This window comes from Algoriphagus aestuariicola, from assembly GCF_017254835.1.
GTDB lineage: Bacteria > Bacteroidota > Bacteroidia > Cytophagales > Cyclobacteriaceae > Algoriphagus > Algoriphagus aestuariicola.
Window position 1 is genome coordinate 143,832 of record NZ_JAFKCW010000004.1, and the last position, 25,936, is coordinate 169,767.

The 25,936-nt window shown below is 46.8% G+C and carries 19 protein-coding genes; 10 read left to right on the top strand and 9 right to left on the bottom strand.

The window, feature by feature from the left end:
* The first annotated feature begins 80 nt into the window (after positions 1 to 80).
* The 5 genes from J0A67_RS16890 to mtgA are packed head-to-tail and all read left to right on the top strand — an operon-like array spanning position 81 to position 7,364.
* On the top strand, positions 81 to 1,955 hold the full coding sequence (locus J0A67_RS16890; RefSeq protein WP_206570570.1) for a DUF3857 domain-containing protein: 1,875 nt from the start codon (positions 81 to 83) through the stop codon (positions 1,953 to 1,955).
* Positions 1,948 to 3,891, top strand: coding sequence for a DUF3858 domain-containing protein (locus tag J0A67_RS16895; protein ID WP_206570571.1), 1,944 nt, complete (start codon positions 1,948 to 1,950; stop codon positions 3,889 to 3,891). Before J0A67_RS16890 ends, J0A67_RS16895 begins: the two co-directional genes overlap by 8 nt.
* Entirely contained in the window at positions 3,891 to 5,846 is a 1,956-nt protein-coding gene (locus J0A67_RS16900) for a DUF3858 domain-containing protein (protein WP_206570572.1), read from the top strand. Before J0A67_RS16895 ends, J0A67_RS16900 begins: the two co-directional genes overlap by 1 nt.
* Positions 5,847 to 5,867: 21 nt before the next feature.
* Positions 5,868 to 6,662, top strand: a complete 795-nt coding sequence (locus J0A67_RS16905; RefSeq protein ID WP_206570573.1) for a class I SAM-dependent methyltransferase — start codon at positions 5,868 to 5,870, stop codon at positions 6,660 to 6,662.
* Positions 6,663 to 6,668: 6 nt separating this feature from the next.
* Positions 6,669 to 7,364, top strand: coding sequence for a monofunctional biosynthetic peptidoglycan transglycosylase (gene mtgA / locus J0A67_RS16910; RefSeq protein ID WP_206570574.1), 696 nt, complete (start codon positions 6,669 to 6,671; stop codon positions 7,362 to 7,364).
* A 419-nt stretch (positions 7,365 to 7,783) separates the two neighbouring features.
* On the opposite strand, the gene J0A67_RS16915 is transcribed toward mtgA, so the two are convergent.
* Positions 7,784 to 9,562, bottom strand: coding sequence for a chloride channel protein (locus tag J0A67_RS16915; protein ID WP_206570575.1), 1,779 nt, complete (start codon positions 9,560 to 9,562; stop codon positions 7,784 to 7,786).
* Positions 9,563 to 9,601: 39 nt separating this feature from the next.
* Entirely contained in the window at positions 9,602 to 10,534 is a 933-nt protein-coding gene (locus tag J0A67_RS16920) for a M28 family peptidase (RefSeq protein ID WP_206570576.1), read from the bottom strand.
* Between the two features lie 69 nt (positions 10,535 to 10,603).
* Between J0A67_RS16920 and J0A67_RS16925 the strand changes: the two genes are divergently transcribed.
* Positions 10,604 to 11,614 carry an NTPase gene (locus tag J0A67_RS16925; protein ID WP_206570577.1) on the top strand — a complete coding sequence of 337 codons (1,011 nt, stop codon included), beginning with the start codon at positions 10,604 to 10,606 and terminating at the stop codon, positions 11,612 to 11,614.
* Positions 11,615 to 11,779: 165 nt separating this feature from the next.
* On the opposite strand, the gene yjjX is transcribed toward J0A67_RS16925, so the two are convergent.
* Both yjjX and J0A67_RS16935 read right to left on the bottom strand, forming a co-directional pair.
* Positions 11,780 to 12,346, bottom strand: coding sequence for an inosine/xanthosine triphosphatase (gene yjjX / locus J0A67_RS16930; RefSeq protein ID WP_206570578.1), 567 nt, complete (start codon positions 12,344 to 12,346; stop codon positions 11,780 to 11,782).
* A 17-nt stretch (positions 12,347 to 12,363) separates the two neighbouring features.
* Entirely contained in the window at positions 12,364 to 13,071 is a 708-nt protein-coding gene (locus J0A67_RS16935) for a YebC/PmpR family DNA-binding transcriptional regulator (protein WP_206570579.1), read from the bottom strand.
* A 147-nt stretch (positions 13,072 to 13,218) separates the two neighbouring features.
* On the opposite strand from J0A67_RS16935, the gene J0A67_RS16940 reads away from it, so the two are divergent.
* The gene (locus J0A67_RS16940) at positions 13,219 to 14,556 is read left to right on the top strand and encodes an NAD(P)/FAD-dependent oxidoreductase (RefSeq protein ID WP_206570580.1); all 1,338 of its coding nucleotides are present in this window, start codon (positions 13,219 to 13,221) and stop codon (positions 14,554 to 14,556) included.
* A gap of 89 nt (positions 14,557 to 14,645) precedes the next feature.
* Positions 14,646 to 15,047, top strand: a complete 402-nt coding sequence (locus J0A67_RS16945; protein WP_206570581.1) for a DUF4890 domain-containing protein — start codon at positions 14,646 to 14,648, stop codon at positions 15,045 to 15,047.
* 108 nt (positions 15,048 to 15,155) lie between these two features.
* Here J0A67_RS16945 and J0A67_RS16950 read toward each other — a convergent pair whose 3' ends face one another.
* The 5 genes from J0A67_RS16950 to mutY all read right to left on the bottom strand — a co-directional run bounded on the left by J0A67_RS16950 (position 15,156) and on the right by mutY (position 24,497).
* Positions 15,156 to 16,628: a glutamate synthase subunit beta gene (locus J0A67_RS16950; protein WP_206570582.1), complete on the bottom strand. Its 1,473-nt coding sequence runs from the start codon at positions 16,626 to 16,628 to the stop codon at positions 15,156 to 15,158.
* A 1-nt stretch (position 16,629) separates the two neighbouring features.
* A complete protein-coding gene (gene gltB / locus J0A67_RS16955; RefSeq protein ID WP_206570583.1) occupies positions 16,630 to 21,120 on the bottom strand; it encodes a glutamate synthase large subunit in 4,491 nt (1,496 codons plus the stop codon).
* 393 nt (positions 21,121 to 21,513) lie between these two features.
* Positions 21,514 to 22,863 (bottom strand): gliding motility-associated protein GldE, encoded by a 1,350-nt coding sequence (gldE, locus tag J0A67_RS16960; RefSeq protein ID WP_206570584.1) that lies wholly within the window; start codon positions 22,861 to 22,863, stop codon positions 21,514 to 21,516.
* Positions 22,864 to 22,936: 73 nt separating this feature from the next.
* Positions 22,937 to 23,401, bottom strand: coding sequence for a single-stranded DNA-binding protein (locus J0A67_RS16965; protein WP_206570585.1), 465 nt, complete (start codon positions 23,399 to 23,401; stop codon positions 22,937 to 22,939).
* A 40-nt stretch (positions 23,402 to 23,441) separates the two neighbouring features.
* Positions 23,442 to 24,497 carry an A/G-specific adenine glycosylase gene (gene mutY / locus J0A67_RS16970; protein ID WP_206570586.1) on the bottom strand — a complete coding sequence of 352 codons (1,056 nt, stop codon included), beginning with the start codon at positions 24,495 to 24,497 and terminating at the stop codon, positions 23,442 to 23,444.
* Positions 24,498 to 24,642: 145 nt separating this feature from the next.
* On the opposite strand from mutY, the gene J0A67_RS16975 reads away from it, so the two are divergent.
* Positions 24,643 to 24,951 (top strand): HU family DNA-binding protein, encoded by a 309-nt coding sequence (locus J0A67_RS16975; RefSeq protein WP_206570587.1) that lies wholly within the window; start codon positions 24,643 to 24,645, stop codon positions 24,949 to 24,951.
* Between the two features lie 17 nt (positions 24,952 to 24,968).
* Complete coding sequence (locus J0A67_RS16980; RefSeq protein WP_206570588.1) at positions 24,969 to 25,790, top strand: tetratricopeptide repeat protein; 822 nt, start codon at positions 24,969 to 24,971, stop codon at positions 25,788 to 25,790.
* Positions 25,791 to 25,936 lie beyond the last annotated feature (146 nt).

Below are 25,936 nucleotides of genomic sequence, written 5' to 3' on the forward strand. Positions count from 1 at the left end.
ACCCTTAAAAATTAAAGCAACAGAAATTAGTTTTATTAGGTCTAACATTTAAATTGCTCGAAATTTACCACCCATTCTTTATGTTTAAATTGCTTTTAGGGATCTTTTTGATCTCTAATTTGGCGCTTGCGCAGGAAAGTGACACAGTGCTGAAGGCAGAAGAGGTGCCTATCCATTCTATTCTATCAGAAGCCCAAATACTGACTTTGCATGAGGATTTTACTTATTCCCATCATGTAGATCGCAAAATTGTCGTGGTTTCCCCGGAGGGACTTGACCACGCCTTTACCAGACTTTTCTATGACAAGCTCAACTCTGTGGAAGAGTTTGAGCTGGAGGTGAGGGACCTGACTTCCGGCAAAACCATAAAGAAGGCTCGGCTGAAGGATATGGGAGACGCCGCTTATTATTCTACCTCGACGATATTTGACGACAACCGTTACAAATATTTTGAGGTTGCTGCCGCCAAGTTTCCGATCGAGGTATCGATCAAATCACAGGTTTCTTCAAAGTCCAATTTTTTTCTGCCGAGGTGGACTCCCGTCCCGAATTTCAACCAAAAAGTAACGGAAGCTTCCCTTACTGTTAAGTATCCGACTCGGCTTGGATTAAAATACAAAGAGCTTAACCTGAAAGGAAACAAAAAAGAGGAAGAGCTGGCGGGGGTGACCTCCATTACCTGGTCTGAACGCGATCTTGCCGCGCAACCTAGGGACTTTGATTCGGACGAAGACCCGCGTTTATTGCTTGCTCCTGTCAAATTCGCTCTCGACCAATATTCGGGAGAAATGGGGAGCTGGTCTGGCTTGGCGGCGTGGCAGTTTGAATTGAACCAAGGAAGGGATGTCCTCCCGGAAGATTTCAAGGAAAAAGTGCTTCAGCTGGTAGTGGGCGTAGACGATCCCTATGAAAAAGTAAAGATCCTCTACGAGTACCTGCAAAAAAACTTCAGGTATGTAAGTATACAGCTCGGTATAGGAGGATGGCAGACGATGACCGCGGCCGATGTGGTGAAATATTCCTATGGTGACTGCAAGGGACTTACCAACTTGATGAAGGCAATGCTGGATGCTGCGGATATCCCATCTAATTACACTCTTGTTTTTGCCGGATCAGATGCGGAAGACATAGAGGTCGATTTGCCTTCCAATCAGTTTAACCATGTGATTTTGCAGGTTCCGACATCCTCTCACCCGATCTGGTTAGAGTGTACCTCTAACTTGCTGCCTGCCGGATATTTAGGGGATTTTACCAAAAACCGACACGTGCTTGTGACGAGCAAGGGCGGCGGCAACCTAACCAAAACCCCTTCCTATGACACGGAGGAATGGAATGAGATCAGATCCCAATCCAAGGTAATCTTAGATGATCGGGGAAATGCCAAGATCAACACCGAACAGCAGTTTTTCGGGAATTTCGCCGCATACATTCTCTATGTTAAGGGTAATCTCGACGAGCGGCAGCAGCGGGACTTCCTTAACAGGAATTCTTCTGTCTCCGGGCTGATCGTTCAAGACTATAGGATCGAAGTGGCAAATCAGGACTCACTTCCCGTCACGGAGCTTGCATTTGATGGACTTCTTCAAAAGTTTTCCCAGATGACTGCAAAACGGGCAATACTTCGTCCATTTCTCGGAAAGTTGGGTCCTTCGCATTTGACGAACAAATCCCTAAAAAAAGTGGATGAGTATGAGATTGAACTGCCAGCCGCGTGGAAAGTGGATGGAGACCTTCCCCGAGTCTCGTTAGAAGAAGAGAATTTAAAAGGCCTTCTGGAAATGGCTATCGAAGGGAAAACGCTTCGCGTCAGACGCGAGCTCAGCTTGAAAATTCCCACCGAATTGGATAAAGAGGAGGAAGCCGAACTACTCCGGAAAATCAATACGGCCTTTGACCGAACTGTCTTTTTTGTAAATACCACCACCACCCAATCAACAAGTCCAGCAAATGAATAAGAAACTTCTCATTGCCATTGCAGTATTATTACCGCTTTTTTCTCCTGGCCAGTCGCTCAAGATGGGCGAGATAAGCCAAGAGGAATTTGATCTGAAAGAAGTCTCATACGAACCGGGAGCCAGCGCAGCCTGTTTGGTCGCATTCGGGGATTCCCGAATTTTCAATGGCACGCTGGAGACCCAATATTTTTATCGAGTCAAGATTTTAACGGAGGCAGGCAAAGAACATGCAGATATTCGAATCAGATACTACTCCGGAACCGGCAACGTGGAGAATCTCTCCGGGATAAAAGCTCAGATCACGAATCTTGAGGGAGGGAAGCCTGTCGTGACAAAGTTGGATAAGGATGATTTCTTCGACGTTGACCTCGGGGATGGGTTGAAGGAGCTTAGGATTTCTTTTCCAAATGCCCAGGTGGGCTCCATACTGGAATACTCCTATAAGAAAGGAGACAAGAACATAGAATTTCTAGATGGCTGGACCTTCCAGCGATCCGCGCCGGTATTGTTTTCGAAATATCAAATCAAGATACCTGAACATTTGGAATACAAGACGATCGGTCAGGGAGCAAATTTATTTTCGAAGTCAGAACGAACTAGCGAGTATGGCACTTTCAGCTGGACACTCCGTGATCTCTATTCTCTCAAAGAGGAACCCTATATGAAAAACTATAGAGATTATATGGATCGGGTGGAATTTCAACTTTCCAGGTATATGTCCGGATCTGGCTCCGGATATTCGGGAGGGCCAGAGTGGACCGATTTTCTCAACAGCTGGGAAAAACTGGGAGATGAATTGATCGCATATTATACCACGAAGGGATTCTATCGCGGCAATCCTATCGAGCGTGAGATTCTGTCGGTGGATATGAGCGGCGGAACGGAGCAGGAGAAAGCCAAGGCGGCATACTATTATGTACGAGACAATTTTGTCAACGAGGGTTCGGATTGGATCTACACAGATCAGACGCTACCGCAATTGCTTAAGTCAAAGAAGGGAGCCCCGGGTGAGTTGATCCTCGCCTATATGGGCATCCTCAAGTCTTTGGGGATAGAGTGTAATCCCGTGTTGATTGGGAGCAAGGGATATGGAAGAAGTGAAATTGTCCCTTTTCCGTTTTTGAACCAGTTTGACGAGATTTTGCTTCTCGCCACCTTGGATGGGCAACAGCAGTTCTTGGATCTCAGTGACCCGCTGGCACCTTTTGGATATGTTGATCTGGACAAGCACGTCAGCGCTGGGCTCTTGTTGCAAAAAAACGCCAGTAAGCTGATCGAAATCGACATCAAGCACGCCTCAAACAAGCTGGTTTTTTCCTCTATTGCACTTGATCCGGAGACTGGGGAACTGGTGATGGACAATGCAATTAGAAATACACATTACGAGGGGCTGGCCTATGCTCACCGAATAAAGAGCCTGAAAGACGAAAACAAGCCCATGGAAGATCTTTTTAAGCAAACTTACGAAGCATTTGAAATTCGGAATGTCAGCGTCAACGATCAGCTCGAGGATAAAAACACGGTCAGCATTCAATTTCAATCCGTGATGAAAGACGCTGCCGCTCAGGACATGTTGGTATTTAACCCACTACAAATATCCGAATTCGCCAAGAACCCCTTCACCCAAGATTTCCGAGTCTTTCCAGTCGATTTTGAATACACGTTCAGAGAGACCTATACCGCCAATGTGGCCATTCCGGCGGGATATGTGTTAGATGACTACCCGACCAATGAAATGATTACGATTCCGGGCTCGCCTATTGGATTTACCTACCAGACAGAGAATCTCGGGGAGTTAGTCAAGATTACGGCAAAGTTTGAAGTGAGAAGTCCCCTGATTCAACCGGAAAGCTATGGAGATCTGAAGTTTTTCATGGAAAGCGTAGCATCCAAGCTCGCCTCCCCAGTGATATTGAAGAAGACTGGGACTCTGTGATGAAATACCTCTTTCTGATCGCCTCTATCCTTTTCCTTTTTTCCTCAGAGACTATTGTTTTCGCTCAGAAAAAATTGGATTGGAGCTTATTTCCAATGGATGTCAAATGGGGTGTGTTTTCAGAGAGAGATTTGGCTATTAAGTCTGTTTCTTTTGAGCCAGAAGCCAAGGTTGTGTGCCTATTTGAGGAAGGCAAAGCGGGTGTCGTTTGGGACAACGATACCTTTCAAGTGCTGGGGATGTACGCGGCCCAATACTATCGATACAAAGTCCTCGATGACAATGTCGCAGGCTTTGGGGATATTGTCATTCCCTACTATCAAGCTGGTGAATTGCATATAGAGGAAATCAAAGGAATTGAGGCACAGGTTAGTTATTTGGAAGGGGGAGAGAGGAAGACCTATCGACTGGGCCAAGAGGATATCAAGCAGATAGATTTCGGGAATGGTTTCGGGGAATACAGGCTCATATTTCCCAAAGTGTTTAGGGGGTCGATTTTGGAATACAGATACCTTAAGACTGACCGAGTTTATTATAGCCTTGAAGGTTGGGTTTTTCAGGGAGAGCATCCAAAGCTTAGATCAAAATTTACATTTGACGTCCCCAATTTTCTCCAATATCAGCTGATTGTGCCTTCGGGTCGTGTAAAATCGTCGATGAATCAGTCTGAAGAAAGGGATCGGTTCAGCTGGACTTTGACGGATGTGAAAGCCTTCCATGTCGAGCCCTACATTTCTTCCCCCATGGATTATTTGGAGCGGGTGGAGGGCTTTCTCGCAGTGGACGCTACACAAGAGCCTTCGACATTGTATTCCACATGGGAAAAGTTGGGCGATCAAGTCATGGAGTTGAAGGAGTATCGCAGCTTTCTGAAATCCGTTTCCTACAAGAGTTTCGGATTCAAGGAGGATGTGTTTTTTGGCGAGAGCAAGGATGTCATAGCAAGGAAACTCTATGACCATATTTCGACAAATTTCACCTTGGAACCGAGCTTGTACCCTCTTCCCTCGAAGACTCTGCCGGAGCTGCTTCGTACCAAAAAAGGGAACCATCTGGATATTCATCTGCTACTAATAGCCGCATTGCGCGAATATGAAATTGAGGCAGAGCCGGTTTTGGTCAATGAGCTACATCCCCTTAAAAGATCATTTTTGATTCCCAGTCCTAATATTGATCAGTTTTCCTCTTCTCTGGTTAGGCTCGAGTTGGACGGAGGGGCTATCTACCTAGACGCTACCGATGCGACACTGCCGTTTGGGTTGATCCCGCTCCAAAAGCTTGTTGAAAAAGGCTTTTTGTTAACAAAGTCCAATTCTGCGCTTATCGATTTAAAGCATCACTTTGATTCAAAAACAGATCTTGAAATTACGCTGGGCTTAGATTCGGTTGGCAATTTGGAGTATCGCGAAAAACTTTCCCTCACTCAACTACAAGTGCTGGCGGTATTGAATAGCCTAAACTCAGACCAGGAAGAAGAAGCTAGTGATGACATTCGCCCATATAATATCACCCACGAGGACCATTTTCGAGAGGAGGGTTTTGTCAGATCGTCATTCCATCTTCCTATCAATGGATCGGATGGGGAACTTATCTTGCTCGATCCTTTCACATTTTCGGGATTTGCAACGAATCCCTTTATTGAGGAATCCAGGACTTATCCCTTGGAATTTGGTTTCCCGATAACGGAGAAAATGAGATTTGAAGTAAAGTTGCCAGAGGGATACTTGCTTGATGAATTCCCTGAGTCAGTCAGCTTACAGTCAGAAACTGGGGATTTGATGTTCAATTTTCAGGTGAAAAAGGAAAACGAGGTATTGCATCTCGTCTCGGAATTGAGGATCGATGTGGGAGGCTCAGTATCACAAGGTAGATATAAAGAGGTTAGAAATTTTTTCCAAATTGTATCCGAAAAGCTCTCCGAGCCGATCGTGGTGGTCCGGAAGCCTTTTATTTGAATTTCCAATTTTGAAGACTCCATGGTTCAATACCTTCACGGTTACAATACTCAAGAACAGCAACGATTGATTGATCAGGCGGGATTTTTGGGGCCTTTGATTTATCCATCTGTTGATTTCTCTGACTGTAAAAATCTTCTGGAAGTTGGAAGTGGAGTCGGTGCGCAGACCGCCGTGCTCTTGGGGCTCTTTCCAGAGCTTCGGATCACCTCCGTCGATTTTTCCGAAGCTCAACTGGCAAAAGCCAGGGAAAATTTGTCCGGCTTTTCTGACCGGGTAACTTTCGTAAACCAGGATGTGCAGTATTTGGATTTAAGGGAAAAATTCGATGCCGCATTTTTTTGTTGGGCTTTGGAGCATATTTCGGATCCCCAAGCGGTCATGCATCGGGTAAAATCCCATCTTTTGCCGGGGGCAAAAATCCATATTACCGAGGTTTTTAACTCCACGTTTTATTACGAACCAGCTTCGCCAGCGCTAGCCCACTACTATCGCGTGTACAACCAGCAGCAACGAAATTTTGGAGGAAATCCTGACGTGGGAGCTCAGCTTGGCAATCTGCTTGCACATGCCGGGTTCAAACAAATTCAGCTTTCGCGTAGCGGGTTCCATCTCGATCAAAGCCAGCCAGACGAGCTTCGGGGATTTATTGAATTCTGGAAGATGCTTATGAAAAGCGGGGCACCAGGCCTATTGGACACAGGCGCAATTAGTCAAAATGAAATTGATGCTATGGAAAGTGATCTGGATGGCATCCTAGCTGATGAAAATGCAGTTTTTTTCTACCAATTTGTGCAGGCAAAAGCAATGGCATAAGAGAGCATGAAGATAATTCGCTGGATTTGGAGGGTACTGTGGAAGACAACTCTTTGGTTTTTGGGACTTTCAATTGGGCTGGTGATTGTTTACAGGTTTATTCCTGTCCCAATCACTCCGCTGATGGTCATCCGGGTTTTTGAGCAGGCTTTTGATTCCGAAAAAGATGTGAGGCTGACCAAGGATTGGGTTCCGATCTCAGAAATATCAAAAAATGCTCCCCAAGCAGTGATTGCAGCCGAAGACCAAAAATTTCTGGACCATAAGGGCTTTGATTTCGAGGCCATGGAAAAAGCCTGGGAAAACAACAAAAAGGGGAAGCGAATCAAGGGTGCCAGTACCATTACCCAACAGACCGTGAAAAATGTTTTTCTATGGCCAAGTCGAAGTTATATCAGAAAGGGGCTTGAGGCTTATTTCACGGTATTGGTTGAACTCATCTGGTCTAAAGAGCGGATCATTGAGGTATACCTCAACGTGATCGAGATGGGAGACGGGATCTATGGTATCGAAGCCGCCGCCCAGTCTTACTACAAAAAGCCAGCCGCCAAACTCAACCGAAGCCAAGCCGCGATGATTGCCGCCGTCCTTCCCAATCCAAGGCGCTGGACGCCCACCAAGCCTACGGGGTATATACAGAGCCGGCAGGCTTGGATTTTACGACAGATGAACAACCTTGCCCCGGTTGGCTTTGGAGTTTGAGATTGTACTATAATTGTTAAAATGTAAAAAATTCAATTTTTAGGGCATTTATCTTCAATCTTTTTATTATGAAAAAATTAGTAATATTTGTAACCATCCGAATATCCCGAACAATATTCTAAAACTGGTGATGGTCTCGGGTTAAATGTAGTTGATATCCTGTAGAGACAACGAATAAAAAATGTTCCTGAATAGTTTGATTTCAGCTCCAAACAATACAGTAATAATTTATCCACAAATTCAATTATTTATCCACACTTATCAACAAGACTATTGTAAAAGACTGAAAATCAGCAATATGGATAGATGGTGGAAAAGGTATTTTTGTGGATAAATTAGGCTAACCCTAAGAAAATCAGCGCTTAAAGCTTCCTGAATGGTGGATAAATCTCAATTCCAAATTTTATTCTTTTTGGGCATCAATCCTGCTTTTGGCCGATGAGTCTTTTTCGGTAGGTATTGAATATCCTCGACTTGGATACGAAGCCCAGATACCGCTCATTTTCCACTACGGGCAGGTTCCATGCTCCTGATTTTTCAAATTTTTCCATAGCAGATTGCATATTATCGGTAGCCAATAGGATTTCTGGTGGGCTGTGCATCAGCTGACGGATTAATACCTTGTCCTGTTTCTCTGTATCGAACATGATGCCCCGGAAGTCATCCAATGTGATGATGCCCCGGAGTGTCTGATTCTCGTCTACAACGGGGAAAATGTTTCTTTTCGAGATTTTTACCAACTCGATCAGATTTTTTAGCTGGGCATCTGGGTGGATTGGCAGTAGGTCCCGCTCGATCACTTGTGAGATATCAATTGTGTCCAGCAATTCCTGGTCTTTGGTTTCAGGGAGATGTTTTCCTTGGTCTTTGAGCTGAAGCTTGTAGAGGCTGTCTTTTTGAAAGTGCGTTGTTGTAGTGTAGGCGATTGCAGATACGAACATCAGGGGCACGAAAAGCTCGTATCCCCCAGTGATCTCCGCAATGAGGAAGATCGCAGAAAGAGGGGAGTGTTGTACGCCGGCCATGAGACCACACATGGCGACAAGTGTAAAATGCGCGACAGGCAGGGAGTTGTTCAGTCCCAGTAAATTATTGGAGTAGGCGAAAAGAAACCCCACAATTCCCCCTACATAAAGGGACGGCGCGAATACTCCTCCACTGCCACCCGACCCAATCGTGACGGCGGACGCCACAGGCTTCACCAGTATAATCAAAGCCAGAAAGACGATGATCGTTGCCGGATTTTCGATTGTGGAAAAGAAAATACTATTGTCGAGGATTTGGGAGTGGTTGCCTTCAATGAGAATGTTTAGAGTACTGTAGCCTTCACCGTATATCGGAGGAAAAAAGAAAACCATCACCCCAAGCAGTGCACCTCCGTACATGGTCCTCATCCATTGGTCGCCGATATCGTCCATGACTTTTTCCGTGGCCCGTACCATCTTGCTGAAGTAAAGCGACACGACCCCGCAGATCATCCCCAAGAGGAGGTAATACGGCATGTGGGCTGCAATAAAGGACTCTTTCAGTTGGAAATTGAAGAGAGACTCTTCTCCGATCAGAATCATCGACGTGACCGAACCCATCGCAGAGGCTATCAGCAAAGGAATGAAGCTCGCGGTACTGATTTCCAACAAAATGACTTCGATAGCAAAGATCACCGCACCGATGGGGGATCCAAATATGGCTGAGATTGCACCAGCCGCGCCGCAGCCAATCAATAAGGTCCGCTTTTTGGGATTCAAATGGACCAGATAGCCGACGTTTGAGCCAATAGCGGATCCTGTGACGACCATGGGAGCTTCCAAGCCCACCGAACCTCCGAACCCAACAGTGAGGGCAGAGGTAATCACTCGGCTGTAGATCTTGACCCGTGGGATTAAACTGGATTTTTTGGAAATATTAAACAGAACATCTGGAATGCCATGCCCTCCGACATCCTTTAGGACAAACCTGCCAATGAGATATGCAGCTGAGATACCGATCAGCGGATAGATGATGTACATGAAGTTTGCGTATTCCTTGTAGAATCCCTCCGTGAGGAATTCCTGGATCGCATGGACGGACGACTTGAGAATGACGGCTGCCAATCCCGAAAAAATCCCGATAAGTCCACTAAGGATCAGAATGAAGCCCTTGTTGCTGAGGTGCCGAAGCCTCCAGATCAAAAATTTCGTTATCAGGTCGGTTTTAGCCAAAACAATTTTCTGTTTTCATTGGGATAAATACATAACGCTTCACTTTTCGGACAGCTCGCTGTCCAAAGCCAAAATGCATTTGAGAATCAGGTTAACCGCACCTTTGTAAAATTCGGGCTGGATATTCTCGAATTCATCGGAGGGCTTGTGGTAGTCTTTGTGGTCTTCCACACCAAAATAGAGGTGCGGAACTTTCTTGGCGTAAAACGCTCCATGGTCGGATGAATTAGTCCAGTCGTCGCTGCCCGTTCCGGGAAGATCATGCCCAAATAGCAGGGTAGGACTGTACCCTTGAGCTGCTTTTTCCAGAATGGGTTTAAACTGAGGATTGTGGTAGGTGCCCGAGGCATAGAGCTCGTTTTTGTCACTTCTGGAGATCATATCCATGTTGACATTGAGCAAAATCTGTTCGAGGGGATAAGGGAAGTCTTCCACAAGCGCTTTTGCACCTCTAAGGCCCATTTCCTCTGCGTCCAAAGCCACGAACATCATGCTATGAAAGGGTCTGTTTTTAGAGAAATATTCAGCGAGGGTCAATAATGCCGCGGTTCCGGAGGCGTTATCGTCTGCGCCGTTGTAGATGGAGTCGCCTTCAGCGTTGGGTTTTCCTACACCGACATGATCATAGTGTGCAGTCAATACAATTACTTTCCTTGATCCACTTCCTGCGATAAATGCCACGAGGTTAGCTGCGTCCTCATACTTCTGTCTATTGCGGCCAGTGAATGAAAACCTCTGAATATAGTCGGGGTAAAGAGCTTCTACATTGTCGTAGTTGGTGAGCTGGTCGAGGATATATTTACGGGCTTCCATACTGCCCGCGCTGAGTGGTTTGCGTCCCGCCAGTTCATCCGAGGAAAGGAATTCGATATGTTTCAAAAGCGCATCTGAGTTGATGCTTTGAGAGAAAGAAAAAGTCGAAATAAGTAAACCGATGAATAAAAAGAGGACTTTGTTGAAATTGAAATGCATCTGGTGATCCGTTATCCGTTATGTATATTCGTAAAAATACTAGGCTTACCGTCACCACATCTTAATTTGATGAAATATATCAGTTGCATACTCCTTTTTTTTCTTCTTTCATTCGATCTTGTGCTGGCTCAGGGAGGACTCCCAGAGAGTTTTTTCGACGGAAAATCAATCGTGTTGATATCTGCGGACCCTGGTTCTAGACCGGTGCTTACTTGGCAACAACTGGCAGACAGTGTTCACACATACTTGGTGGAGGCTGGAGGAGATCCGATCGCCTATTTCGAACTGGAGCAGGTTGCGCTTTCTGAAGCTAGACAAGCGGATTTTGCCAAGGCTTTTTCTAATCGACAGGTGAAAAACGTGGTCCTGGTCACGAGAAAGAAGGAAAGTCTAAGTATTCATGTGGGAACTTTCAGCGGTGATGGAAAGGTAATTACATCGACTACGTTGTTTGGAGTCTCGGGAAGCGATTGGAAGAATGCCGGCTCACAGCTGGTAGATATCGGACAGGCTAGAAAATCGAACAATCTCCTCGTCATAGACGTGCCCGAATTCCCGCAGATCAGCAGCCAGGAGGTAGCCCAATCGGAACAAAAATTTCTCCCAAGAAACCCATTGAACTTGGAAGTGTTCAAGCTGGGGATTCCTTTGGAGGGTTCTTCGGCTGAGACCGGTGCCTTGAGTTACTTTAGGTACGACCTGCTGGGCAAGTCCCAAGAGGCGATTTTGGCGGAGCAAGCATCCCAAAAATCCCAGATTCAGGGAATCTTGGAAAATCATTATCCCCACCCAATCGAATGGCTGACAGAGGCCAAATCCAACGAGGAACTGGTTAGGGATAGGGTTCAGTTTTTATTGGTAAAAGTGGAAGGACGCCAGGCAGACTTGATGAAAAGCATGGGACTCGAGCCAATTGATGGAGAGGATGGCCTCAAAACAGTCGTGAAATATTATATCAAACTGATCGTCCGGGATGAACTTTATATCGGATCAGAGTGGGATGCCGATTCTGACTGGAGGGTCGCGTTAACAAATTTCTTGGACAATCTTAAAAAAGTAAACCTCCCGGAGGAGGTTTAAACTTGACTTAGGGTTGGGGTGATATAAGCAACTTTTACTTTAAGAAATTCGATGTTTAGACTTATAATTCCTAAAAAAGGCAAGAATATTCAGTAAATACAATAAATAGCAATTTTTTTTTAATGCTTGCCTGCTTCCTGTAATTTTTCAAAGATTGTATTTTCTTTAAAATAGATTTTCGTTCACGAAAGGTATTAAAGCCAGAATTATTGCTTGGCGATAATATTCGCTTCGATCTATCACTCCATGGGTAAGGATGCCGACTGATCCACCATGCTGTTTGGAGTTTTCCTTTTCAAAAACCAAATCATCCGCTTTTCCCAGTTCCATTCCACCCTTTACCATATCGGCTACTGCTTTTGGCAGATAAAATGTGCCGGTTTTTGATTGGCTTGACTTCCCATTAGTGGCCAGGATGTAAATCCATGCAAAAGCAAACATCCCGTATTCGTCCTCGTCGATTCCCCCTTCAATTCCTACCCAAAAGTTAGCCTCTGGGAAAACTTTAAGGGAATTGTGCGCGCGGTTTTTCGCTCCCAGGAGGGTCTCTTTATCGCCTTTTGGCTGCTCGGATACGTCCGAAGGGGCGTTGATCCCGTCAACGAGAAAGCTTTTGTTGAATGCGCGGGTGAACGCATCCTCTGTGCAGGAGATTTTTACCGGGTTTTTGCTTCCGACCAGAACGAGAGGTTTGTCAGATGGCTGAAAGTTTTGTCTTTTTTTGAAACTCATGCTTGGAGCCTTCCAGATCAGGCCATATTGGTAAATACCTGGTTCACATCGTCGTCTTCTTCCAGCCGGTCGATGAGCTTGTGGATGATTTCCTCTTGCTCTTCAGTCAGTTCGGTCAAGGTTGTTGGGAATCGTTGGAAATCTGCGGAAATCACTTCAATACCTCGATCTTCGAGTGCTTTTTGCATGGATCCAAAGTCTTCGAATTCCGTGTAGGCAAAGATTTCACCCTCGTTTTCGGCAATTTCGGTCAAGCCATGGTCAATCAGTTCAAGTTCCAGTTCGTCGAGATCATGCTCGGCCTGGGCAAACCGAAATACTGCCTTGCGGTCAAACATAAAGCTCACCGAACCCGAGGTGCCGAGGGCCCCTCCTGCCTTTGAGAAATAGGATCTCACGTTGGCGACGGTTCGGTTGGTGTTGTCAGTGGATGTTTCGACGATGATGGCAATACCGAAGGGTCCGTAGCCCTCGTACACGATTTCTTCGTAGTCTTTTTCATCCTTGTTGGAAGCCCGTTTGATCGCCGCCTCAATCCGGTCTTTTGGCATTTGGGCTCCTTTCGCGTTTTGAATGACCGTTCTCAGTTTTGCGTTGGAAGTAGGATCAGGTCCGCCGGCTTTTACAGCCATCACGATTTCTTTGCCCAAGCGGGTAAAAACCTTGGACATTTTGTCCCAGCGCTTAAACTTTCTTTCTTTTCGGAATTCAAATGCTCTTCCCATAGTTATACTGAATATTAGAGGTGGGCAAAAATAACAAATCTTTTCACTAAGCAGAACCTCCTTTCTTTTAATGAAACGAAGCGATAAAAAGCGGAAACCAATGCCTTTCACACCCGCCAAATGCGTATAAGATAAAACCTCGATGAAATGAACTACTCAAACCATCAACCTATTCCTAATCTTCCCAAGCTGGAGTTACCCAAAGTGGTAATCGTGGGGGGAGGTTTTGGGGGACTGAAACTCGCAATGAGCCTCCGAAACAGTCTTTTTCAGGTTATTCTTTTGGATAAAAACAACTATCACCAGTTTCAGCCTCTCTTCTACCAGGTGGCCACTGCGGGTTTGGAGCCGAGCGCGATTTCTTTTCCGCTGAGAAAAATCTTCCATGGCGCATCCAATATGAGCTTCCGAATGGCGGAAGCTGAAGGCGTAGACACGAAGGCAAAAAGACTGTACACCGATATCGGATATATTGACTACGATTTTTTGGTTTTGGCGATGGGCGCGGACACCAATTACTTTGGAGCCAAAAACATTGAGTACTATTCTTCCCCGATGAAGACCGTCTCTGAGGCACTTTACATCCGAAACAAGATCATCTCCAACTATGAGCGGGCGATCACGCTCCCTACCATGGAAGAGAGAAAATCGCTCATGAATATGGTAATCGTGGGTGGAGGTCCGACAGGGGTGGAACTGGCCGGGGCGATGGCAGAGCTTAGAAACAACGTGTTTCCAAAAGACTACCCCGAGCTGAGCTTCAAAAACATGAAAGTCGTCCTGATCGAAGCTGGGCCAAAATTACTCGGAGCCATGTCGGAGCAAGCCCAAAATCATGCGCTACGCTATCTTCAAGAACTAGGTGTGGAGGTTTTCCTTTCGACAAAAGTGTTGGACTACGATGGCAAAGAGGTCTCTATCGAGGGAAAAGAACCGATCCAAACCCAAACGCTACTGTGGGCTGCCGGTATCAAGCCCAACCGAATAGAGGGTTTTGACTCGAGCCAATATGCAGGGAATGGTAGAATGCTTGTCGACGAGTATAACAGGTTGATAGGATCAGAAGGCGTTTTTGTGTTGGGTGACCAATGCCTTTTGCCGGAGGGTTCATTTCCCAAAGGTCATCCCCAAGTCGCGCAAGTAGCCATCCAACAGGCTAAAAACCTGTCCAAGAATCTTTTCAAAATCCGGGATGGCGAGAATATGACTGCTTTCCGGTACAAGGATCTTGGCTCGATGGCAACGGTTGGGAGGAAGTTGGCTGTGGTGGATCTGCCTTTCGTTAAGTTTCAGGGTTTGTTGGCTTGGCTGACTTGGCTCTTTGTCCACCTGATGGCAATCCTTGGTGTGAAAAACAAACTCTTCATATTTTTGGACTGGTCATGGAACTACCTCAGCTTTGACCCCAGTCTGAGACTCTTGATCAAACCCAAATATGTAAGGGCTTCTGAGAGGAAAGAGCTGATCGAAGAGAAAAGCTCCTGATATAGGTTCCTTAACATTCCATTTTAAGTGTGGTGTTAAACCCGGTTTGTTTCGCAAGGTCTAAACTCTGAAACAAAACCAATAACAACATGAAAAAATGGATCATCGGAGCAGCCCTGTTGGTGTTTACCAGCCTTCAGCTAGCAGCTCAGCAAGAAAGGAAGCCTCAGCCAAATCCCGAGGAACGTGCCAAGAAGATTACCGAAAGGATGGCGATGGAATTAGGCCTGTCTGAAGATCAAAAGAGCCAGATTCTCGCGCTGAATCTGGATCAAGCCAAAAAACGCCAAGCTGAAATGGAGCAAGAAGCTGCGGAGCGAACGGCGAGAATGGAAGAGATGAAGACCCATCGGGAGCAGATTGATGCTATCCTAACAGAGGAACAGCTTAGCAAATGGGAGGAAATAAAGATGGAACAGCGTGAAAAGCGCCGACCTGGAGGCGAAGTACATCGCCGGGGTGATCTTCCTCGACAGAAAAGAGAAAACTAAACCAAATGAAGAAAGCCACCCAAAAGGTGGCTTTCTGTATCGCAGGTGGGTCAACTAAACAGGGTACTATTGGACGTCAGGGCAAACCCAAAGGGGATAGCCTTGACATTATCCCGCGATATGCTCTTCAACCTGGAAGAAGGATTCGTCTTTCTGAGGCAGTGAAGATGAACCCATGAGGTATTCATCCACTTTGACAGCTGTCTCTCTGCCTTCGGAAATGGCCCAAACTACCAGCGATTGGCCTCTTCGCATATCCCCAGCCAAAAATACCTTAGGATTAGTGCTTTGATAATTTTTTGATTTTGGAAGACTGTTTTCCATGGTTTCTGCACCGAAAGCCTGCAACAGTCCATTTTGGGCAGGCCCCATATAACCGATCGCGATAAAAGCGAGGTCGCAAGGCACTGTACGCTCTGTACCGGCAATCTCTTCAAAGGTCATGCGGCCTCCTTTTTCTTTCCATTCGATATCCACAAGCGTCAGCCCGGTTACTTCCCCAGCTTCATTTCCGGTGAATTCCTTGGTCAGGATAGAAAACATACGCTCCGCGCCTTCCTCATGGGAACTAGAGGTTTTGAGCGTCATCGGCCATTCAGGCCATGGATTCAGGACATTTCTCTGCTTGGGGGGCTTTGGCAAAAGCTCCAACTGAGTGATCGATGCCGCTCCGTGACGGTTAGAGGTGCCAATACAGTCACTTCCGGTGTCTCCACCTCCAATGACGATCACATGCTTTCCTTTGGCGGAGATCGGGTTTTCAGAGATTTCGCTGCCGATCACCTGGTTTTGTTTGCCTAGGAATTCCATGGCAAAATGTACACCCTTGAGCTTGTCTCCTTTGATGTTCAAGGCTCTGGGTTGCTGAGCTCCAGTGGAAAGAACGACGGCGTCAAATGACTTCAGAACTTCTTCTGCAGTAGTAGTTTTACCGATTTCAGTATTGGTGGCAAAGATTACTCCCTCATCCTCCATCAGTTTTACCCTACGGTCGATGACCCATTTTTCCAGTTTGAAATCTGGGATTCCGTAGCGCAGCAATCCGCCCACTTTGGCGTCTTTTTCAAATAAGGTCACCTCGTGACCTGCTTGGTTTAGCTGGTCTGCTGCTGCAAGTCCAGCGGGACCGGAACCGACTACCGCGACTTTCTTGCCAGTCCGCTTAGCCGGAGGGTTGGCGTGGATAAGACCAAGCTCATAAGCCTTTTCTGCGATATTCTTCTCGATCAGTTCGATAGCCACGGGATCCTTGTTGATTCCCAGTACGCAGCTTGCCTCGCAGGGTGCGGGGCATATACGGCCCGTAAACTCGGGGAAGTTGTTGGTGCTGCGCAAAATGCTGATCGCCTGACCCCACTCCTGGTTGTATACTGCCTCGTTAAACTCGGGGATCACGTTGCCCAGTGGGCAGCCATTGTGGCAAAACGGTACCCCGCAGTCCATACAGCGCGCGGCTTGATTGTTTAGTTTTTCGCCGGAAAACGGCTCATATATCTCTCTGTAGTCGCTGATCCGTTCTTTGGGATCTCGGCTTACAGGGGTTTCTCTTTTAAATTGGATAAATCCTTCTTTCGCTCCCATCTTACACCAGTGATTTAGCTTGTTCTTGTGCTCTTTTTTGCAATACGGCTTTGTAGTCTCGAGGCATTACCTTGATAAACTGCTCTTTGGCTTTGTCCCATTCATCAAGGAATCGCTGTCCCAGCTGGCTGTTGGTCAGCTTGACGTGACGCTTGAGGAAAGCCTTCACCGTCGCAAAGTCCTCTTCTTCCAAAAGGTCGATGTCCACCATTTCGGTGTTGATCTCGGTAATGTAGTCCTTGAGGATGTAAGCAAAGCCGCCGCTCATCCCAGCAGCGAAGTTTCTACCGATTTCGCCAAGGTTGATCACCATGCCGCCAGTCATATACTCGCAACCATGATCGCCGATACCCTCGACGACAGTTTTCACGCCGGAGTTTCTCACGCAGAATCGCTCACCGCCTTTTCCGTTGATATAGGCCTCGCCTGAAGTTGCGCCATAAAAGGCCACGTTGCCGATGATGATGTTTTCCTCGTGGACAAAGCGGGCATTTCTGCTTGGATAGATTACTAATTTGCCCCCTGATAGTCCTTTTCCGAAGTAGTCATTGGCTTCGCCTTCCAGCTCGAAGTTGATGCCTCTTGCAAGGAATCCGCCAAAAGTCTGACCTGCCGAACCGTTGAACTTAAAGTGTATGGTGTCTTCCGGAAGCCCCACGCCTCCGTAGATCTTGGAGATCTCGTTGGAAAGCATAGCGCCGACGGATCGGTCGATACTTTTGATCTGGAAGCTGCCAGTTACAGGGATGGCCTGCTCAAGCGCTGGAGTGGCGGCTTTAATAAGCTGGCGATCCAGCACTTTTTTCAGTTCAAACTCTTGGTCGATTTGCTTGTGAACACCAACATGATCTGGCACTTCGACTTTGTGGAAGATTGGAGAAAGATCGATTTTGTCCCACTTCCAATGGTTGAGGTGTCCGGTAGACTGCAAGACTTGGCTTTGTCCTACCATCTCGTCTATGGTTCGGAAGCCCAAGGAAGCCATGATTTCACGCAGATCCTGCACGAGGAACTTGAAATAGTTTACCACGTGGTCTGGATCGCCGGTGAAGAGCTTTCTCAGCTCTGGATCCTGGGTAGCGATACCTACCGGACAGGTATTGAGGTGGCACTTACGCATCATGATACAACCTTCCACGACTAGCGCTCCGGTGGCGATTCCCCACTCTTCTGCTCCCAAAAGTGTCGCAATAGCTAGATCCCGGCCAGTTCTCAGCTGCCCGTCCGTCTGGAGGACCACACGACTACGGAGATTGTTTTTCACCAAGGTCTGGTGGGCTTCGGATAGACCAAGTTCCCAAGGCAGTCCGGCATGGCGGACTGAGCTCAGAGGGGACGCTCCTGTGCCACCATCTGCTCCGGCGATCAGGATGACGTCAGCGGAGGCTTTGGCCACACCTGCTGCCACTGTTCCTACACCTGCTTGGGATACCAGCTTCACGTTGATTCTAGCCTTTCGGTTGGCATTTTTCAGATCATAGATCAGCTGTGCCAAATCTTCGATAGAATAGATGTCATGGTGAGGTGGAGGAGAGATGAGGCCTACTCCTGGAGTGGAGTGTCTCACTCGTCCGATCCATTCGTCCACTTTATGGCCAGGTAGCTGTCCGCCTTCTCCAGGCTTGGCACCTTGGGCCATTTTGATCTGTAACTCGGATGCGTTGGTCAGATAGTGGCTGGTTACGCCAAATCGTCCCGATGCCACCTGCTTGATAGCTGAGCGTTCCCAGTCCCCATTTGATTTTTTCTCGTAGCGGATCTCGTCTTCCCCGCCCTCTCCGGAATTGCTTTTTGCTCCGATGCGGTTCATTGCAATCGCCAAGGTACTGTGGGCTTCGTGGGAGATGGAGCCAAATGACATCGCCCCGGTGGCAAAGCGCTTCAGGATATTTTCTGCGGGCTCGACTTGGTCGATCGGAACGCTGATTCTTTTCTTGAATTCAAAAAGGCCACGTAGCGTCAAAGCGTCTTTGGTCTGCTCGTTGATCTTAGCCGCAAACTTTTTGTAAAGTCCGTAGTCATCCAGTTTCGTAGACTTCTGGAGCAAATGGATGGTTTCGGGATTGAACATGTGTTTTTCACCCCTTCTCTTCCACTGATAGACACCGCCAGTCTCCAAAACAGAGGAATTGGCCTCATAAGCTGCGTGGTTTCGGGCAAGCACTTCCTCTGCAAGCTCGTCAAAAGACACCCCGCTGATACGGGAAATAGTGCCTTTGAAACAGCGGTCTATCACGTCTGGTCCCAGTCCGAGAGCCTCGAATATTTGTGCTCCCTGATAAGACTGGAGGGTGGAGATCCCCATCTTGGAGAGGACCTTTAGCAGACCCTTGCCGATGGCATCCTGGTAATTTGAAAAAAGCGTCTTTTGATCTTTTACCTTATGCAATTGGCCTTTTTCGAACATATCTACCAGAGATTCCAGCGCCAAATATGGGTTGATCGCAGAGACTCCATACCCAATGGCAGTAGCGAAATGATGTACTTCGCGGATATCTGCAGATTCCAATACCAAGCCAGCACGTGTTCTGATTTTCTTTTTCACCAGGTGCTGATGAACAGCGCCGATGGCAAGAAGGGAAGGAATTGGAGCCAATTCTTCCGTACTGTTTCGGTCGGAGAGAATCAGGACATTCTTGCCCTCGTGAATCGCGTCCTCCGCCTCTTGGCACAGTTTGTCCAAAGCCTCCAGCAGTCTGCCCGGCTTATGGTCGGCCACGAATAGCCCATATAGCTTGGTAGCTCTGTAGCCAAGATGCTCCATTCGGGTCACCTTTTCCAGGTCTTCGTTGAGCAGAACAGGTTGGGAAATATGAATCTGTTTGGTATGCTGCGGGCTTTCGTCCAGAATGTTGTGGCCTTCGCCGATTCGGGTAAATAGCGACATTACCAAGCGCTCCCGGATCGGGTCGATCGGCGGATTACTTACTTGGGCAAATAGCTGCTTGAAGTAGTTGGAGATGTGTTGGCTCTGCTTGGAGAGCACCGCCAAAGGTGTATCTGCGCCCATAGATCCTACGGCTTCATAGCCCGTATCTCCCATTGGGGCAAGGATGACTTTCAGTTCTTCGGAAGTGTAGCCGAAGACCGTCTGGCATTTCTTGATATTTTCTATGGAATAAGGATGAGTCAGTTCCTCAGGATCTGGCACAAAGCGAAGTTTAGTACGCTGCTCGTTTACCCACTTTTCGTAAGGTTGACGTCTGCAGATCTCGCCCTTTACTTCCTCGTCAAACAGAACCCGACCTTTCTCAAGATCTGCCCAAATCATCCTTCCTGGGCTGATTCTGCCTTTTTCGGTGATAGTTGCTTCGCGGATTGGAAGAGCGCCTGCCTCCGAGGAGAGGACAAGCCGGTTGTCCCTTGTGATAAAATAACGAAGGGGTCGGAGTCCATTTCTGTCGAGGGTCGCGCCTACTGATTTTCCGTCGGTAAAGAGCAATGCTGCCGGGCCGTCCCATGGTTCAACCAGGGATGCATGGAATTTATAGAAAGCCTTTCTTTCCCGATCCATGACTTGGTTGTCCTGCCAAGCTTCCGGTACCAGCATCATCATGGCATGCGGAAGGGATCTGCCGCTTAGTGTCAAGAGCTCCACCATTGCGTCGAGATTGGCGGAGTCGGAGTTTAGCTTATTGGTGATAGGCATCAGCTTAGCCAATTCTTCCTCGCTGAAGAACTTGGACTTCATCAATGCCTCCTTCGACTTCATCTTATTCAAGTTTCCTCTGATCGTATTGATCTCACCATTGTGGGAAAGGAAGCGGAAAGGCTGTGCAAGTCTCCAGTTGGGGAAAGTATTGGTGGAGAATCGGGAATGCACGATTGCAAAAGCCGACTCAATCCTCGGGTTTTGGAGATCCTTGTAAAAGGCCAACACCTGGTCCGTCCGCAGCTGTCCTTTATATATAAGTGTCAAGCTGCTCAGACTGGCGAAATAAAAGGAATGGTTTACCCCTGGTATCTTCGAGTTGATCTCCGAGGTGGCAAAGTTTCTCAAGACATATAGCTTCCGCTCCAGTTCGATTCCTGTGAGGCCATCTTTGTGGCTGACGAACAGTTGCTCGATATTCGGCATCACCTCCAAGGCTCCCGAGCCTGGAACGGTCTCATCCACCGGCACCTGACGATAGCCTATGAGATCGAAGCCCATTTCTTCAATCAACTGGTTGAGTAATTCTTTAGACCGCTGGTAGAGCTGTTTGTTTTTCGGGAAAAAGGTCATGCCCACGCCATAATAGCCAGGCTCGGGCAGATTGATTTCCGTACGTGCAGTGACGTCCCTGAGAAACTGGTGCGGAACTTGGATAGAAATACCGGCACCGTCCCCGGTCTTGGGATCAGATCCCCGTCCGCCGCGATGCTCCATATTGCTAAGCATGTATAAGGCATCGCTGATAGTCTCGTGAGTAGGTATGTTGCTCAGATCCACCACAGCACCTATACCGCAGGAGTCATGCTCAAACTCCGATCGATACAAACCTTCTTGCATTCTAATTTGATTTAATAGGTTCAAAATTTCCAAAAATTACAAAAAAAAAATCCTTTGTTAAAATTTAGGCAATAAAGTACCTGTAAAAATGAAGTATTAACGATAAAGTAGGGCTTTATTGGGTTTTTGGCAAAACTGAAATTCGGTCTATTTCACTTGGGTTTTTTATCCCAATTCCACAGAAAACTGATTTTTCAGCCCAAAAAAAACCCTACAGAGCTAAAAATTACATAAAAAAAGTGGAAATCGGATTTTTGAAAAAAAATGAAATTTTTTTTTCTCTTTTTTATTTCAGAAAAAAATGACCTATGACCCTCTTGGTGCCTTTATTTGAAAAAGACGAAATAATATTTTAACTATCTCGACAAATACAGAATATTAAGAATTCAGTATTTAGTCTGAAAAATGGCTGGCTCCGTCCTTTTCCCGGTCGAAAAACTGGACTTTCACCTTCTTAATCTTACGGGTATCGACAGCCAATACCGTAAACTCAAAATCGCCAAACTGGATTTTTGTTCCGTTTTTAGGCAGTTTCGAGTTTAGCTCTAGCAAAAGGCCACCTAGGGACTCACTCTCGCCTTTGACTTCCTCGAAGATTTGGGGATCCAGTTCCAGCTTTTTGCAAAAGTCATTGAGGGACACCTTTCCTTCAAAGATATAGGTGTCATTGTCCAATTCTTGGAAGAAGATATTGTCGGTGTCGTCAAATTCGTCATTGATCTCACCTATGATCTCCTCGATGAGGTCTTCCAGTGTGACCAGGCCCGATGTGCCGCCGTATTCGTCCACGACTATGGCAATGTGGACCCGCATTCTCTGGAAATCCTTTAATAGGGCGTCGGCCTTCTTGGTCTCTGGGACGTAGAAGCTCTTTCTGATCAGCTCTTTCCACTGGAAATCCTCGTCCTTGTCGATGTGAGGCAGCAGGTCTTTGATATATAGTACACCGAGGATGTTGTCGATAGTCTCTTCAAAAACCGGAATTCGGGAATATCCGCTTTTGTTGATCCTGTCCATTAGTTCGTGGAAGTCCATCTCCACGTCCACAGCTGTGATATCCATACGGCTACGCATCACCTGTTTCACAGAAAGGGTACCAAAATTCACAATACCCCGAAGGATTTCTTTTTCTTCCTCGGGCGTATCTTCCGTGGTCAGTTCGAGTGCTTGGTTCAGCTCGCCTACGGATGGAGAATAGCCTTTTTGTTCGACACGCTTCTCAATCAAGTTGCTGAAGGACATCAAAAACCAGGAGATAGGCTTGAGTAGTGATGAAAAAACGACGAGAATAGGTGCCAAGGAGAGCGCAAAAGGGATTTTTGCTTGGTTGGCATAGACTTTTGGCACGATCTCTCCAAAAAATACCAAAACCACAGTAACTCCGACCGACTGAACCAAGATCACCACAATAGCTGTGGCATTCATCCCAAAAATCGTCCAAGAAACAAAGGTAGTCAGCGTGACGATCCCGATGTTGATTAGATTGTTTAGGATCAAGATGGTGCTGAGAAGCTTCTTCGGGTCGGATAGGAGATTTGCGACCTGCCGGCCCCGCTTGGGATCGGATTCCTGTATGGATGCGATTTCTTCGTTGTTGAGCGAAAAAAAGGCTACTTCGGACCCAGAGGCGAGGGCAGACCCTATCAGTAGGAGGACCAAAACTAGTCCGTTGAAAAAGAAATAACTAAATGAAGGCTCGTTTATCTGTGCGATCAGGTAGTAACTCGGGTAGGGGTCGTCCATGTAGGCGAGAAGCTGGTTAGGGCAAAAATAATTAATTCCCCTGAAAATCAATTTCAGGGGAATCCGATATCACTCAAAATGGCAAATCATCGTCTGAGTCATCAAGTACCAAATCCTGGCTGGAGCCTGAGGTATTTGATGTTGCGGCTGGTTTTGGGCTGTAGGCTTGCTGCGAGTTGCTAGGTTGATTGCTGCCGGCACCATCAGGCTTACCTCCAAGCATGGTAAAGCTCAGCACCCGGATTTTGGTGCGGTATCGGTTTTGGCCTTGTTCGTCTTGCCAAGAGTCTGTCTTGATCTTGCCCTCTACGTATATCTGCGAGCCTTTTTTGAGGTATTGCTCCGCGATTTTGGCCTGCCCATCCCACATTTCCAAATCGTGCCACTCAGTTTGGTCGATCCGGTTGCCGTTTCTGTCTTTGTAGGATTCAGTGGTCGCCAGTCTTAGTTTGGCCACAGCTTTGTCTCCCTCGAGGTATTTTACCTCTGGGTCAGACCCGAGGTTTCCAACTAATATCACTTTGTTAACTCCTGCCATAATTGTGTTTGTTTGAGATGAAAAACGAAATTGAATTTACCTAAATCCCCTGATCGTTCAAAAAGTTCACGATTAATTTAGGTTTGGCTAGGTATTCGATTTCACTCTCGGCAACCAACATATACCCTTCATTTTCACACCACTGGCTGAGTTCGGCATGTTTTTCCAACGGGAGCTCTATTTCCGAAAAACTGGCAGTCAGTTTTTGGTGCGACAAAACATGTCGGTATTTTTTCGGAAAGGGGCTAGGTGCGACTGCCGAAACACCAGCAAAAGACGCTACCCCATGTTCAGAGACCGGGAAATCATGGAGCCCTTCCCATATATCACCGGCAGATCGCCTTTTCCATACCCAATCGTCACCGCACCGGATCACAAAATAGTGGAGGCTTCTTTCCTTTACTTTTACCTTGTTGATCTTCACGGGCAGCTGCTTGACCAAGCCATTTTTTAAGGCAAAACAGGAATTCGCCAGTGGGCAGGACTCGCAGTCGGGGTTTTTGGGGACACACTGTCTGGCGCCAAAGTCCATCATCGCCTGGTTGAATTCCCCAGGATTGTCTTGCGGAATGAGTCGATTCGCGAGCGCCTCAAACTCTTTTTTTGCCTTACTCGTGGCAATGTCCGTCTCAATGCCGAAGTATCTCGCCAAAACCCGAAACACATTCCCGTCCACCACTGCTTTGGCCTCTCCAAAAGCGAAGCTGGAAATTGCCGCAGCGGTATAGCTTCCGACACCTTTCAGCTTTAGAAGACTTTCATAGGTATTTGGAAAATGACCGTCCAGCTCCTGCCAAATGAATTGGGCGCAGGCGTGGAGATTGCGCACACGGCTGTAATATCCTAGGCCCTGCCAAAGGCGCAACACTTCAGATTCTGGCGCCAGAGCCAAATCTTTCACCGTAGGATAAGCTTCCACAAAAGCATAATAATACGGCAACCCTTGGGCAACACGCGTCTGCTGGAGGATGATTTCGGAGAGCCAGATTTTATAGGGGTCTGATGTCCCTCTCCAAGGCAATTCTCTCGGATTGGCCCGATACCAAGAAATTACATGAGTGGAAAAAGCTTGATATTCAGGGGCTTTAAGATTCATTTGTTCAAAATATTTCGGGTGCAAACATTGGTAATTTTTTTGATAATGTTTTTTAATTGAGTTGCTTATCGTACATTTGCAGTCCCAAAAACACTTGGTTAATAGGTTGTTAAGCTTATTTCGTAATTTCTAAATTAAAAACACTGTGACAAAAGCAGAAGTAATCACCAAGATTTCAGACAAAACCGGAATCCAGAAGGACGATGTTACACAAGCCATTGAGGCCTTCTTCAAAGTCGTAAAGGACTCTATGTCTGATGGAGAAAACATCTATGTGAGAGGGTTCGGTAGCTTCATCAACAAGAAAAGAGCGAAGAAAATTGCACGTAATATCTCCAAGAATACGGCAATCGTGATTGACGAACACTACATTCCGGCATTTAAGCCATCAAAGGTGTTTGTGGAGAAAATCAAAAACAGCAAGAAGATCAAGGAACTTGCTCCCCAGGACTAATCCTGTGGTAAATTGACATGAAAAAATCACAGCTCATTCTCATCATTGTAGGGATTTGCGCCGTCGCTGGGCTCTATGCCTTGCCAAAGGTCGTAGTGGACAATGAGGCAGGTACGACAATTGTCGGGGATTCCCAGGCATCGGAAGCGACTGACGTAGCCGGAATGCATGAGAATGAGCTTTCTTCCGAAAATCGCTCGGAGGCGGATGGGTTTAAGGCGACTTTGGCCTCTACCCAGGATCCTTCCCAAATAAGCGAGGCTGCCAAGTCTCTTGCGGCCATCTACCAAAAGGAGGGGATGTTTGACAGTGCTGCGTATACACTTGAAAAAGCGGTGGCAGTGAACTCTGCGGACTTGGGGTTGATTGAGGAAGCTGGTAAGGCCTTTTACGAAGCCTACTCTTTTGCTTTGGACAAAGCCAAAGTCGAGAGTCTGGCGGAGAAAACCAGGAACTACCTAAATCAGGTTTTGGAGAAAGATCCAAGCCGATTGGATTTGAAGACCAAAGTGGCGATGACTTACGTATCTTCGGCCAATCCCATGCAGGGAATCACGATGATGCGGGAGATTCTCGCGGAAGATCCCCAAAATGAGGACGGGCTTTTCAACATGGGAGTCCTTTCGATGCAGTCTGGTCAGTACAAGCGTGCAGCTGAGCGATTTGAGGAGCTGGTGAAATACCATCCGGATAATCTTCAGGGGCAGTTTTACCTGGCCGTGAGCTATTTCGAGTCCAATGAAAAGAATAAAGCGAAAGCACAGTTTGAGGAAGTGAAAAAGTTGACCCAAGATCCCATGGTCTTGGAAAGCGTACAGACCTACCTCGACAAGCTATAAATTATCATTACACACCTTAAATTCTAAAAACTATGCCTTGCGGTAAGAAAAGAAAAAGACATAAGATCGCTACGCACAAGCGTAAGAAGAGACTTAGAAAGAACAGACATAAGAAGAAGTAATCCACTTCTTCTTTTCCTGTTTCT